General features: G+C 62.0%; 12 protein-coding genes. All 12 read right to left on the bottom strand.

Annotated elements, in window-relative coordinates; genetic code table 11:
- Positions 1 to 2 precede the first annotated feature (2 nt).
- The 12 genes from RAD16_RS26970 to RAD16_RS27025 all read right to left on the bottom strand — a co-directional run bounded on the left by RAD16_RS26970 (position 3) and on the right by RAD16_RS27025 (position 12,120).
- Complete coding sequence (locus tag RAD16_RS26970) at positions 3 to 1,598, bottom strand: amidohydrolase family protein (protein ID WP_458160866.1); 1,596 nt, start codon at positions 1,596 to 1,598, stop codon at positions 3 to 5.
- A 106-nt stretch (positions 1,599 to 1,704) separates the two neighbouring features.
- A complete protein-coding gene (locus tag RAD16_RS26975) occupies positions 1,705 to 2,856 on the bottom strand; it encodes an ABC transporter ATP-binding protein (RefSeq protein ID WP_458160867.1) in 1,152 nt (383 codons plus the stop codon).
- The gene (locus RAD16_RS26980; protein WP_458160868.1) at positions 2,840 to 3,655 is read right to left on the bottom strand and encodes an ABC transporter permease; all 816 of its coding nucleotides are present in this window, start codon (positions 3,653 to 3,655) and stop codon (positions 2,840 to 2,842) included. The genes RAD16_RS26975 and RAD16_RS26980 overlap by 17 nt, the downstream gene beginning before the upstream one ends.
- On the bottom strand, positions 3,652 to 4,506 hold the full coding sequence (locus RAD16_RS26985) for an ABC transporter permease (protein ID WP_458160869.1): 855 nt from the start codon (positions 4,504 to 4,506) through the stop codon (positions 3,652 to 3,654). Before RAD16_RS26985 ends, RAD16_RS26980 begins: the two co-directional genes overlap by 4 nt.
- A 55-nt stretch (positions 4,507 to 4,561) precedes the next feature.
- The gene (locus RAD16_RS26990) at positions 4,562 to 5,608 is read right to left on the bottom strand and encodes an ABC transporter substrate-binding protein (protein WP_458160870.1); all 1,047 of its coding nucleotides are present in this window, start codon (positions 5,606 to 5,608) and stop codon (positions 4,562 to 4,564) included.
- A gap of 336 nt (positions 5,609 to 5,944) precedes the next feature.
- Positions 5,945 to 7,399 (bottom strand): 4-hydroxyphenylacetate 3-hydroxylase family protein, encoded by a 1,455-nt coding sequence (locus RAD16_RS26995; RefSeq protein ID WP_458160871.1) that lies wholly within the window; start codon positions 7,397 to 7,399, stop codon positions 5,945 to 5,947.
- Between the two features lie 402 nt (positions 7,400 to 7,801).
- On the bottom strand, positions 7,802 to 8,731 hold the full coding sequence (locus RAD16_RS27000) for a 2-hydroxyacid dehydrogenase (RefSeq protein WP_458160872.1): 930 nt from the start codon (positions 8,729 to 8,731) through the stop codon (positions 7,802 to 7,804).
- Between the two features lie 11 nt (positions 8,732 to 8,742).
- Entirely contained in the window at positions 8,743 to 9,183 is a 441-nt protein-coding gene (locus tag RAD16_RS27005) for a type II 3-dehydroquinate dehydratase (RefSeq protein ID WP_458160873.1), read from the bottom strand.
- Positions 9,184 to 9,381: 198 nt separating this feature from the next.
- Complete coding sequence (locus RAD16_RS27010) at positions 9,382 to 10,377, bottom strand: LysR family transcriptional regulator (protein ID WP_458160874.1); 996 nt, start codon at positions 10,375 to 10,377, stop codon at positions 9,382 to 9,384.
- A 65-nt stretch (positions 10,378 to 10,442) separates the two neighbouring features.
- Positions 10,443 to 11,123 (bottom strand): DUF1028 domain-containing protein, encoded by a 681-nt coding sequence (locus RAD16_RS27015; protein ID WP_458160875.1) that lies wholly within the window; start codon positions 11,121 to 11,123, stop codon positions 10,443 to 10,445.
- 7 nt (positions 11,124 to 11,130) lie between these two features.
- The gene (locus RAD16_RS27020; protein ID WP_061879145.1) at positions 11,131 to 11,550 is read right to left on the bottom strand and encodes a RidA family protein; all 420 of its coding nucleotides are present in this window, start codon (positions 11,548 to 11,550) and stop codon (positions 11,131 to 11,133) included.
- 30 nt (positions 11,551 to 11,580) lie between these two features.
- Entirely contained in the window at positions 11,581 to 12,120 is a 540-nt protein-coding gene (locus RAD16_RS27025) for a flavin reductase (RefSeq protein ID WP_458160876.1), read from the bottom strand.
- Positions 12,121 to 12,126: the final 6 nt, after the last annotated feature.

A 12,126-nucleotide genomic window follows, 5' to 3' on the forward strand; every position in this document is an offset into this window, starting at 1 on the left:
GGCTAGCGTTTGAACGCCGGATAGCTTTCCGGTGAAAGGATGTTGATGTCGCGATGGGCCCAATCCTCACGGTGCATGTTGGCCCACATGTGCTGAGCCCCCGCCTGCAGATCGGCCAGCAGCACATCAACGTCGAAACCCGGGACGACACGATCTTTCATGACGAACCTGCCGTCGATCATAGTTGCGTTCAGGTCTTCCGCCTGCGCGGAATAGACGATGTTGCGCACGGGATCGCGCATCGGCGTCATGAACAGGCTTGCACCTTCCCAGAACAGCAGGTCGGCCTTGGCGCCAGGTGCGATCCGGCCGAGATCGTCGCGGCCAAGCGCCTTCGCGGCCGACAATGTCGCGGAGTTGAACACGTCGGCGGCGGTCGCCACCTCGGTCCGCCGATCCATGATCTTGCTGATGACGGCCGTCCAGCGCAGCGCCTCGATCATGCTCTGCGGACAGGTGTCCGTCGCCAGGGTCATGTTGACACCCCGAGCCAGGTACTTGGAATAGCTCTCCATCGCGATGCCGCGGCGGGCGAACACCCAGACCGCGTGCGCAACATTGGTGCCCGTGTCGGCGAGGATGCCGACGTCGTCAGCGTGATAATTGGTCCAGCTCGATCCACCGGGCATGATTACATGGCCGAGGATGACGTCGTTGCCGAGGAAGCCGATCTTCTCCAGCCATTCGACCGGCGAGCAGCCGTTGCGACGAACCATCTCCTGGAATTCCGGAACTGACTGCGAGACATGCAGCGCGAGCGGCACCTTCAGTTCGGTCGCCATCTCGCGCGAGCGGCGCAGCAGCGCCTCTGAGCAGGTATCCACCTGCACCGGCGTCAGAAAACCCTTGATCCTGCCGTTGGCGCGGCCATCGACTTCCTTGATGAAATTGACCGCGTGCTGCATCGCTGCCGCGCCGTCGTCGGCCGACCACTCGTATTGAACGCTCTTGCCGTCCTTCGTGTACCAGCGCCCCGAGCGGTAGAACTCGCCGATGTAGGCACGCAGTCCGGCCTTCTCCGCCTGTTCGGCGACATACTGGCCGTGCCTGCCCATCTCCACGACGGTCGTCGTGCCCGTACGGATCAGTTCCGGCATGGACGCCGCAACCGACGCGCGGCGCGCCTGGTCGGTAATGGCACCATCGCGCGCTGTCAGAAACTCGAAGAGACCGGAGAGGTAGAAATTCCGCGGACCACGATCCTCGACGAACGAGCGGTCGAGCGGCGACTCGCTCAGATGCGTGTGCGTGTTGATGAAGCCCGGCGTGACGATCTTGTCCTTGGCATCGATGATCTCGTCGGCCTGACCGTCGAATTCGCCGCCGCCAACATGCGTGATGCGATCGTCCTCGATGACGATCACGCCGTTCTGCAAATGCCGATGACCGCCATCCTGAAAGGCAATGACATGGCCTGCCCGGACCACTGTTCGCACCATCGCCACACCCCTCTGACAAATTATGTATCCATAGTTTGCATCATGATCCTGGAATGGTCCATCATAAAATCCGACCATTTCAGCGCCACGCGCCCATCGCGCGGGCAGCAGAAAGCCTATTATTGCAGCGCACGAGCGCTCACGCGCATCTGAGCGCACTAGGCACCAGAGCCATGTTGGAACAGCTCCGCGAGCTCATTTCTAGCATTTTCCGTATGATGGAATCGCGCGTATAGGGCGCAACCCGCCCATGGCTACGCGCCTCTCACGACTCTCGCGCTTCGGGGGGAAATGCCACGACATCGTCAGACCCCACGATCAGTCCGACTTCGGCGCCGGCCGGGCAAGACGACAAGGCCGCGATCCCCGGCGCGCGCAGCAGGACGGGTGCGCGGGCAACGCCGGCGATTTCGATGTAGAGATCGATGTGATCGCCCTGGAAGACCTGTGTCGTCACTGTTCCGCGCAACGATCCCGGCGTGCTTCCCGACGTCACGGCCAGATGCTCCGGCCGAATGAAGACGTCCACATCGTCACCGATGGCAAGCTTCGCGAGCGGCGCCGCCGGAACCTCCACGCGCATGTCGCCGACGGAGACAGTCGCGGCCTCTCCGCGCCGCTCGACGAGGCATCCGGTGAGAACATTCACATTCCCGACGAAGGATGCAACGAAGCGATCCGCGGGACGGCAATAGACATCACCAGGCGTGGCAATCTGACGTATCCGCCCCGCCGACATCACCGCAATACGGTCTGACATCGACAACGCCTCGCCCTGATCGTGGGTCACGAAGATCGTGGTGACGCCGAGCTCGCGCTGGATCTGCTTCAGCTCGACCTGCATCGACCCGCGCAGATTCTTGTCGAGCGCCGAGAACGGTTCATCGAGCAAGAGCACCTTCGGCTTGATCACAAGCGCGCGCGCCAATGCGACGCGCTGCTGCTGGCCGCCCGACAGCTGCCGCGGCTTGCGGTCACCGAATCCGTCCAGCCTCACCAGCGCCAGAGCCTCGTCGACCCGGCGCGCAATCTCTTTCCTGTCGATGCCGCGGGTCTTCAGACCGTAGGCGATATTGTTGGCGACACTCATATGCGGAAAGAGCGCATAATTCTGGAAGACGATGCCGATCTCGCGCTGATGGGCCGGCGTCTCGGTGACGAGCGTGCCTTCGATGAAGATCTCGCCACCATCGGCTTGGAGAAAGCCGGCAACGAGGTTGAGCAGCGTGGTCTTTCCGCAGCCGGACGGACCGAGCAGGGTCATGAACTCCGCCGGCTGGATCTTGAGCCAGGCCTCATGAAGGGCAATGGACTCGCCGTAGCGCTTGGTCACACCGTCGAGCTGCACCGCCGGCTGGCCTTGCCAACCCGCCTCGCTGCCTGCAGTCGCGGCCGTCCGGTCAGTGTGCATCAACATTGAGGATCTTCCCGAGACCAAGGAAAGCATTAGCGAAGCTCAGCAGCAATGCCGTGACGGCGATATAGATCACCGACAATGCAGCCAACGTCGGATCGGCAAACTCGCGGACATAGTTGTACATCGCGACCGGCAGCGTCTGCGTCGCCTGGCTGCTGACGAACAGCGTCGCCGTAAACTCGTTGAACGAGAGGATCGCGGCAAACAGCCAACCGCTCAACAGCCCCGGCAGCAGCAGCGGGATCGTCACGGTCAGCAGTACGCGGCCTGGTCTGGCGCCTAGGCTGGAAGCTGCAAGCTCGAGCCGGCTGTCGAGATTGCCCAGCGAGATGAAGGTGCTGCGCATCACGAATGGCAGCACCAGCAGCACGTGGGTCAGGATCACAAGCGGAAAGCCGCGCCCCGTACCCGCCTGCGATGCCAGGATCAGCACGCCCAGGCCGATCGTGTAATGCGGGATGATCAGCGGCGATAGCAGGATGCCCTCGAGCAGCGACTTCAGGACGAAATTGTAACGATGGATCGCGATGGCGAAGGCTGCGCCGATGACCAGCGCAATGCTCGACGCCCATAACGTCACCGTGATGCCGTTCCAGAAGCCCCGGCCGAAGTCACTGTATGAGAAGGCCCGCCAGAACCAGCGTAGCGACCATGCTTGCGGCGGAAACGCCAGAATGGCGCGGTCGTTGAACGCGGTAACGGCCACGACGATGCCGGGCAGCAGCACGAACAGAAGGATCGCAGCGACAAGGATGCGCCCCGACCATCTCAGCGCTATGTTGGCCGGCGACCGCTTCATGTGGCGCTCGCGAGCCGCTCCAGCGGCCGGGTCGCCTGCTTCAGCAATGCGATGACGGCCAGAGACAGCGCGAGACCAACGATCGACAGGCTCGCGGCAAAGGGGAAATTGAACGACGAGAAGCCGAGCTGATAGATCAGGGTCGATACCGTGCTGACCCGCCCGCCACCGATCAGTTGCGGCGTCGCGAAGGCGCTGAATGTCCAGGCAAACGCAGTCGAGAAGCCGGCGACGATACCCGGCATCGACAGCGGCAGGGTGATTGTGAGAAAGACCCGGATCGGTCCGGCGCCGAGGCTCTCCGCCGCTTTCTCGCAATTCCGGTCGATATGCGACAGACCCGCGGCCAGCATAATGACCATGATCGGCATCGTCACATGGACCAGCGCTGCGATCACGCCGCCAGCGGTGAACATCATCTGTACAGGCCGCTCGACGAGACCAAGCTTCACCAGCAGAGTGTTCAGGAAGCCATTGTTTCCGAGCACGATCATCCAGGAATAGGTCCGCACCACCTCCCCCAGAAACAGCGGCGTCACCGCCGCGATCAGGATGAAGGAACGCACCGCCGAACTTCTCGTGCGGACGAGCGCAAAAGCGAGCGGATAAGCCAGAATCAGCGTGAACGCCGCGGTCTCGAAGCAGAGCAGGATCGTGTTCCAGAATGCGAGCGCATAAAGCGGCCGGAGCATGGCCGCAAAATTCTGCAATGTGAACCCGCCCACTTCCAGCGAGCCTGGGATGTAGACCCTCATGCTGAACTGGAACACGGCCGCCATCGCAGCCGTCAGTCCCAGCGCGACGAGCCCGGCCGGCGAAACGAACCATCCCAAAAACGGGCGCTTGATCATCGCGAACTCCGCGCAGGAATTCGCGGCCCGGCCGTAGCCGGGCCGCACCTTTCGCTCAGGGAGCCATCATGTTCTCGGCGAACCATTTCCGCCACTCGGCTGTCTTTTCGGCACGCAGCTTGTGATCGATGATAAGCGTCTGATGCGCCCATTGGTCAGGCGTCGTGAACACGCCAGGGAGGGCAGCCACCTCGGGCCGGAGCTTCGCGTTATCGACCACGGGGCTACCCTTCTTGAGATCGGCAATCTGTGCCTGCACCGCCGGATCGAGCGCAATGTTCAGGAACTTGTAGGCCAAATCAGCCTTGGCCGTGCCCTTGGTGATGCCCATGGTGTCGACACCAAGCACCGCACCCTCCTTGGGAATGACGAGCTTGATCGGGACGCCCTGGTCGCGCATGTAGTAAGCATTCATCGACAGCACGACTTGCACCGGTGTTTCTCCGGTCGCGAACATCTGCTGGCTATTGGCATCGTTGGTGTAGAAGGCCTTGTAGTTCGGCTTCAGTGCCTTCAGCTTGTCCTTGCCGACCTCCCAATGCGCCGGATCTGAGCCGGATAATTTTGCGGCGACGGCGATGACGTGGCTGGGATCGAAATCGGGCGACGAGATCATGCCTTTCAGCGCCGGATTCCAGAGACCTTCCCAGCTGTCGAAGCTGACACCCTTCGGCAATTGATCCGGCAGGTAGCCGATCGTGTAGACATAAGCCCAGGCGCCGATGTGATACGGGCTGATCTTGGCCTGCCCCACCAGATGCGCGGCATTGGGGATCTTCGAGAGATCGAGCTTCTCAAACAGATTGTCATTGGCGTAGAGCCAGCCGACATGCGCCGTCGTGAAGGTGATGTCGCTCTCGGGCTTGCCGGCCGCCAGCTTGGCCTGGTTGAGGCGATCCATCGTGCCGCCCGTGACGTACTCGACCTTGACTCCGGTCTCCGCCGTGAACTTCTTCGCGATCGAATCGTCAATCAGATCGCGAAAGCTACCGCCCCAGGTGCTGACGACAATCTTCTCTTCAGCAGAAGCAGCGGACGACCCGCCGCCGACGATGAGCACCGACGACAGCACCATCATGAAGTGCTTCAGGACACGTTTCATCTCGACCCCTCACAACAATGTTTGACACGGATCGGAAAGCAAATGGCATGCCAGATCGATCAATAACGCATTGAAAATACTCACGAAAATGCGCATGCGAACATGCCGATCCCTCACCCGAGAGATCGGCGCTCATCTTGAAAAAATCGGACGGTCGATCAGCCCTGGCGCGATCCGATCATCAAAATTTCGGCGATCACATCGATCTCCGTCAGCTTGGCGAGACCTCAGAGATCCGGATTTGTCACAGCGAGCGCGACATCCGGTTCGCTTATGCCCGTTCGAGCAGCAGGCTGATATGTTCCGCGGCAATCCTCATCCGTACAGCGGGCTCGCTCATGATGTCCTTCCATCGATGCGATCCGACAAGCCGGCCGATTTCTTCACGAAATCGAGCGGGCCGGAGAAATCGAAGTTGTTGTAGACCGCGGCCAGATGGTTGAAGTGCGGCGCCTGGGCGAATTGCACGAACGTCAGGCGATGACCGGCATAATCCGAGTTGAGGAGATCACGCGCAAAGGCAAGCAGCTTGCGGCGATCGTCGGCCTGCCATTGATCGTTCAGGGAGTAGAACTTGTTCAGCCACTCTCCACTGCCCTTGGCATCGAACGCATTCGCATTGGGCGTGATGCAGATCTGCCCGCCGCACAACTCGCGTGCTATGTGCATCATCGCCGGCAGCTGCGAGCAGGCAAAGACGCGTCCCGCGTAGAGCATGGACTGCTGCGGCATCAGCAGCCCGCCCGAGCTTTTCTCGGCCATCGCAATCGACGCCGTGAGATGCGCATTGATGCCCTCGCGGTAGCAGACGAGATCGGCGAGCTTCTCACGAACCGACTGGAGCTTGTCGAGGCCGGTCTGCTTCGCGTTCCACATCGCCGCCCCGATCATCATGTCGGCAACGTAAAGCAGCCGCAGCACATAAGGAAATGCCGAATAGCGATGGAGCGTCGAACGCACGAATTGTGCGGCCCGCGTGTGGCGATAGAAAAAGACGTCTTCCCATGGAATCAGGACATCGTCGAACACGACCAGCGCCTCCACCTCGTCGAAGCGGTTGGCGAGCGGATAGTCCTGCGGATTGCTGCGGCTGGCGAAGCCGCTGCGGCAGATGTGCTTGACGCCGGGCGCCCCCATCTTGACGATGCAGCCGACCGCATAGTCCGACAGCTTCTCGGTCGACCATGCGCCGACCGTGGGCTTCAAATAGGCTTGGTCGGCATAGGCGGCCGCGGTTTCGTATTTCGCGCCTCGGATGACGATGCCGGCGTCAGTCTCGCGCGTGACATGCACCATCATGTCGGGATCCTGCTGCTGCGGCGGCAGCGAGCGATCGCCCTTCGGATCGGTGTTGGCGGAAACGTGAAAGACGTCCTTCTCGACCACGGCGCGGATGTGACGGTCGATATTCGGCGCGAAGCGCGGATCGATCTCGGCCAGAACGTCGCGACCATCGGTCAGCGACCACATCTCTCCAATGGTTTCGTCACCGACGCGCGTAACAACGCCGGAAATGTCCTTCATGAAGTGATCGAGCGCCTTGATCTTGTCGTGCCAGTCCCTCTGGACCGTTGGAGGCTTGTAGAAGATCGAGTGTCGCTCGTTACTCTCGACATAGGTGAGATCCCCGCTGTAACGCTCCTCGTGCGCCATGTCGTACATGCGCGCCTTGATGTCGATGATCGGCTTCAACGCGGGATGCGTGGTGACGTCCTTGACACGCTCACCGTCGATCCAGACTTCGCGACCATCGCGAATGCCCTGCTTGTACTCTTCGCCCGTGCGGATCATCGATCGGCTCCTGTTGCACTGGACGAAAAGGTGCCGGAGCAGCCAGCATAAGGAAAATATAATTATCTTTGGAGATGCATAGGAAAACACGATGAGGTCCTCTCTCCGCGCCCTTCGGTACATGGTCGAAACGGCCGACGCGGGGATTGCGACTGAGGGCTGCACTTGGCCAGATCGAGGCGGAACCCGGCATTCAGGTCTTCTTGCGGCATCTGGCAAAAGGCGTCACGCCGTCACCGGCCGGACAGCGTCTCGTCACCGGTGCTCGATTGTTACTCAATCACGCGCGTGATTTTGCGCAAAGTGCACAGCCTCTCGGCAATACGCTGCGTGCGGCCGTGCAGAGCTTTGCCGATTGCACCCGCGATGCGTTTGCGATCGGTGCCCCCGTTCGGGCCGGGATCAATAGCCCCGCCTGGGGTCGACGCGACTTAGCAACGGCTCACCGGTCCGGGAACGGCGGACATTCTCGCCGATTTGCCGGGCCGCGGACGCCGGCAGCGCGATTGATGCCAGATGTGGCGTGATCAGCACATTGTTCATGGCCCAGAGCGGGCTTTCCGATGGCAGCGGTTCGGTTGCAAACACATCCAGCGTTGCCTCGGCGATATGACCGGTTCGCAATGCCGCGATCAGCGCAACTTCATCGACAATACTGCCGCGCGACACGTTGACGAAGGCGGCCCCTGACCTCATCTGCGCCAATCTGGCGGCATCGAGAAGCCCGCGGGTCGCCGCGGTCTGCGGCAGCATGCAGACGACGATATCGCTGTTCTCGAGCACCACTTCCAGCGCATCGGGACCGGCCAATGTCTCAATGCCGTCGACCGCTTTCGGCGAATTCGACCAGCCGCGCACCCGAAAGCCCTGACGAGCGCATTCGATCGCGGCGGTCAGGCCGAGTTCGCCAAGACCGAGCACGCCGACATTGATTGTCTCGGGGTCGCGCGGATGGATGTAGTGCCAGCGCCGCTCGTGCTGCGCCCGTTCGAAGGCGGGGATGTTGCGCGCATGCCGCAGCACCGCGAACAGCACATAGCCGGCCATCATGCGTGCCATCTTTGGATCGGACAGGCGGGTGATCGGTACGTCGGGCAGGTCGGCGCGCCCAACCAGCGCATCGACGCCGGCGCCGAGATTGACGACGAGGCCGAGATTGGGAAAGCGTGCAAAGAAGCCATGCGGCGGCTTCCAGACCAGCGCGTGCCGGACACGGCCGACATCGTCGATATCATCGGCCTGGCGCAGTTCGACATCCTCGACCGCGAGCGCCGCATGCCACGCATCGAAATCGTCATGTGCGCTATAGAACGCCATCAACTCCGATGTCATCGAGCCGCCTGCTACGCGATCAACCGGGAGACGGCCGTCAGTGCGAGTTCATAGCCGAGCGCGCCTAGGCCGGCAACGACACCCGTGGCCGCGCGTGACACATAGGAGTGATGCCGAAACGGTTCACGCTTCCAGATGTTGCTCATATGAGCCTCAATGATCGGCCCCTCGAAGGCGAGCAGCGCATCGAGAATGGCAACCGATGTATAGGTGAGCCCGGCAGCATTGATGACGACGCCGGCGGCCTTCTCCCGTGCTTCCTGGATCCAGTCGACGAGAACGCCTTCGTGGTTCGACTGACGGAAATCGAGCGCGAGCCCGAGCGTGGCGGCATGATCCTCGCAGCGCTTCCTGATCGAGACGAAGCTCTCGCGGCCATAGGTTCCGCTACGATCGAGGCCATAGAGATTGGCGTTCGGACCATTGAGGAAATAGATCGTCGGTTTCGTCATGGATGCGCTTACACCTCCGTCCAGCACGGTCGACACCCGCCTCGTCCGTTGGCGATGCAGGACGCATACCAGTCGAAACGCGCACGGCCGCACGAACAGTAGCCAGCCACGTCATCTGGACGAAAATTGAAAAAACCTATGGGCTTCGACGGATTTCGATATGCCCTGCGACACTTCAGGCAACGCGACGTGAGCCGTTCAGTCCGGCGTGCCCTTCTCGGGCCGGTTCTCCTCTCCCTCGACCAGTCCGCGGAAGGTGCGGCGCTCCATGACGGGCGCGACCATACCCGGGATATAGGCGTCGGAGACGAAGCGGCGGCAATGCTGTTCGAACATGTCGACCAACCTGGATTTTCGTCCCTGGGAGAGAGTCAGCACGCCCATGACCATCGGCCGGTGATCGCCGGACAGCCGAACCCGGGACACGCGCCGGCCGTCCAAGGCAATCTCGCAGCGCGGCCGAACATTCGCCAGCGTGTAGCCGTAGCCGTTGGCGACCATGGTCCGGATCACGTCCTGGTGGGTGGAACGCGATACGATGTTCGGCTCGAGACCTTCCTTCATGAACATGCTGAGGAAGTATTCGCGGCTGATCGGCAGATCCAGCAGAATCAGCGGTTCTCGCGCAAGCTCTTGCAGGCTCACGGCAGAGTGGCGTGCCAGCGGCCCGGCTTCACTGACCACGACATGCGGTGGCAGGCTCGCCAGCGGCAGAAATTCGAACTCGTCGGGAATCAGGAGGTCATAGGTGATGGCGACATCGATCTCTGCGCGCAGCAGGCGCTCCAGCAACTGCTCGTGATCGGCGACCGTCTGGATGATGCGTGATTCCGGATAGGTGGACGTGAACGAGTGCGACAGCTCCGGCATGACCATCGGCGCCAGCGTGACCAGGCTGCCCAGAGACAGTTGCCCCCGGATGCGCTCTCCCACCTCGGAAGCGACCGAATAGACCTGCTCGGCCTGCTCGATCAGCCGCTTCGCCTCCACGAGAAGGACGCGTCCCGCCGATGTCAGCGACAGCCCTTGCGCGTGTCGGCGCACGAACAGCTGTGTCCCGAGTTCCTCCTCCAGATGCGCGATCGCCGTGGAGATCGAGGGCTGCGAGATGTTCACCCGCTCCGACGCCAGAGTGATGCTCCCGGTCTCCGCTGTCGCGATGAAATATTCGATCTGGCGTAGCGTATATCTCATCAGCTTCTGTTCGCCCCCTGCATCGGACTCCGTGGAGCCGACTTATAGCATGGGCGCGCGCCCGATCAGGCCCTGTCGTCGCCGGCGACGCCGAAACCGGGCGCCACCGACGGATTTCTTGCCCGGTCGATATAGGCGTCGACCTGAGGCTGGTAGACCTCCCAGAGCTTCCGGAGTTCCTCGATCGGACTATCGCTCCAATCGACCCGGAGGTCCACGATCGGCCAGGATACGTCGCGCACCACATGGAGGCCGGCGGAATGAACCGGTCCGGCTTCTCCCCCCTGGGCAAGGCCGGCTCTCAGCGCCGCCAGCAGCCGCTCGACAAACGGCTCGCCTGCACTGCCCTGATAAGCCGAAACCATGGCCACCGGCACCTCGGCGTTGGCGAGCATGTTGCCCGCAGCTATCGCGCCCTCGCCACCATGGGTGGCGTGAATGCCGAGCGTATTGCCGCCTGAATACGACGTGCTGCGCCCCTGCGAATCGACGACCACGAGCTGCCGGTAGGCGATGAACGGCGTCGAAGCCACCAGCGCGTCGCGGACCTCGGTTGCACTCAGACCACGCGCCAGCAGATCGAGACCGATCTGCCCCAGCGCGGGATCCGTGATGTTCTGGCTCGCGACCGCACCGACCTTGGCGCGCAGATGGACGCAGCGGGCCGCAACGGCCGGAGACGAGGACGAGATCACCATGCCGAACATCCCGGTGTCCGGGCATCGGGCCGTCAGGGAGAAGGTCATGCAGCCCTCACCTGCCGTCGGGGATGACGGCCGTCACATCGACCTCGACCAGCCATTCCGGCCGCGCCAGCGCCGACACTACGATCCCGGTCGAGACCGGGAAGACCCCCTTGAGGTACTCTCCGATCTTGCGATAGACCGCCTCGCGATAGCGGGGATCGGTGATGTAGATCGTGATCTTGCAGATGTCGCCGAGTTCTGCGCCCGCCTCCGCCAGCAACGTCCTGACGTTCGTCATCGCCTGCTCGGTCTGGCCAGCAGCATCGCCGATCGCGACATTGACCGCGGTGTCGAGATCCTGGCCGACCTGGCCGCGCACGAACACCATGCTGCCCTTGGCGACCACGACCTGGCACAGATCGTTGTCGAGCTTCTGCTCGGGATATGTGTCCTTGGTGTTGAACTGTCGGATACGTTTGTGAGTCATCGAGCGGTCCTGATGTCGGAGCAAAAACGATTACGAGGCTTGAGAAGCCGGGATGGGATGGGCGCGGCCATAGACGCGATCGGCATAGATCAAGGCCCGCCCCGAGCCCACCGTCACCGCGCCGACTGCGCCGACGAAGATGTGGTGGGTGCCGACGCGCTCGGACGATATGACGCGGCAGTCGAAAGCCACCACGGATTCAGCCAGCCGCGGCGCGCCGGTCTCACTCGGAAGCCATTGCCCATATGCAAACTTGTCGTCGCCGCCAAACTTGCTGCGGCCGCCAAAGTGATCGGCGATATCGGCCTGGTCGTCGCGCAGGATATTGATGCAGAAGACGCCATTGTCGACGATGGCCGCAGCCGTCTTGCTCTGATGATGGATGCAGACCAGGACTGTCGGGGTGCTGCCGTCGGCAGAGACCGACGACATCGCCGAGACCGTGACGCCGGCACGTCCCACCGGCCCATCCGTCGTCACGACGTTGACGCAAAATGCGGCCCGGCTCATGCCGTCAAGGAACTGCGTCCGAATGTCCGTTGCCGTCGGTTGCACGCTTATGGCTGACATGTCATG

The organism is Bradyrhizobium sp. 18BD (assembly GCF_054185225.1).

What these genes read in the sequence shown, in the direction of transcription:
- RAD16_RS26975 (WP_458160867.1), bottom strand. Translation starts at nt 2,856, where the DNA reads ATGTTGATGCACACTGACCGGACGGCCGCGACTGCAGGCAGCGAGGCG.
- RAD16_RS26980 (WP_458160868.1), bottom strand. Translation starts at nt 3,655, where the DNA reads ATGAAGCGGTCGCCGGCCAACATAGCGCTGAGATGGTCGGGGCGCATC.
- RAD16_RS26985 (WP_458160869.1), bottom strand. Translation starts at nt 4,506, where the DNA reads ATGATCAAGCGCCCGTTTTTGGGATGGTTCGTTTCGCCGGCCGGGCTC.
- RAD16_RS26990 (WP_458160870.1), bottom strand. Translation starts at nt 5,608, where the DNA reads ATGAAACGTGTCCTGAAGCACTTCATGATGGTGCTGTCGTCGGTGCTC.
- RAD16_RS26995 (WP_458160871.1), bottom strand. Translation starts at nt 7,399, where the DNA reads ATGATCCGCACGGGCGAAGAGTACAAGCAGGGCATTCGCGATGGTCGC.
- RAD16_RS27000 (WP_458160872.1), bottom strand. Translation starts at nt 8,731, where the DNA reads ATGACATCGGAGTTGATGGCGTTCTATAGCGCACATGACGATTTCGAT.
- RAD16_RS27005 (WP_458160873.1), bottom strand. Translation starts at nt 9,183, where the DNA reads ATGACGAAACCGACGATCTATTTCCTCAATGGTCCGAACGCCAATCTC.
- RAD16_RS27010 (WP_458160874.1), bottom strand. Translation starts at nt 10,377, where the DNA reads ATGAGATATACGCTACGCCAGATCGAATATTTCATCGCGACAGCGGAG.
- RAD16_RS27015 (WP_458160875.1), bottom strand. Translation starts at nt 11,123, where the DNA reads ATGACCTTCTCCCTGACGGCCCGATGCCCGGACACCGGGATGTTCGGC.
- RAD16_RS27020 (WP_061879145.1), bottom strand. Translation starts at nt 11,550, where the DNA reads ATGACTCACAAACGTATCCGACAGTTCAACACCAAGGACACATATCCC.
- RAD16_RS27025 (WP_458160876.1), bottom strand. Translation starts at nt 12,120, where the DNA reads ATGTCAGCCATAAGCGTGCAACCGACGGCAACGGACATTCGGACGCAG.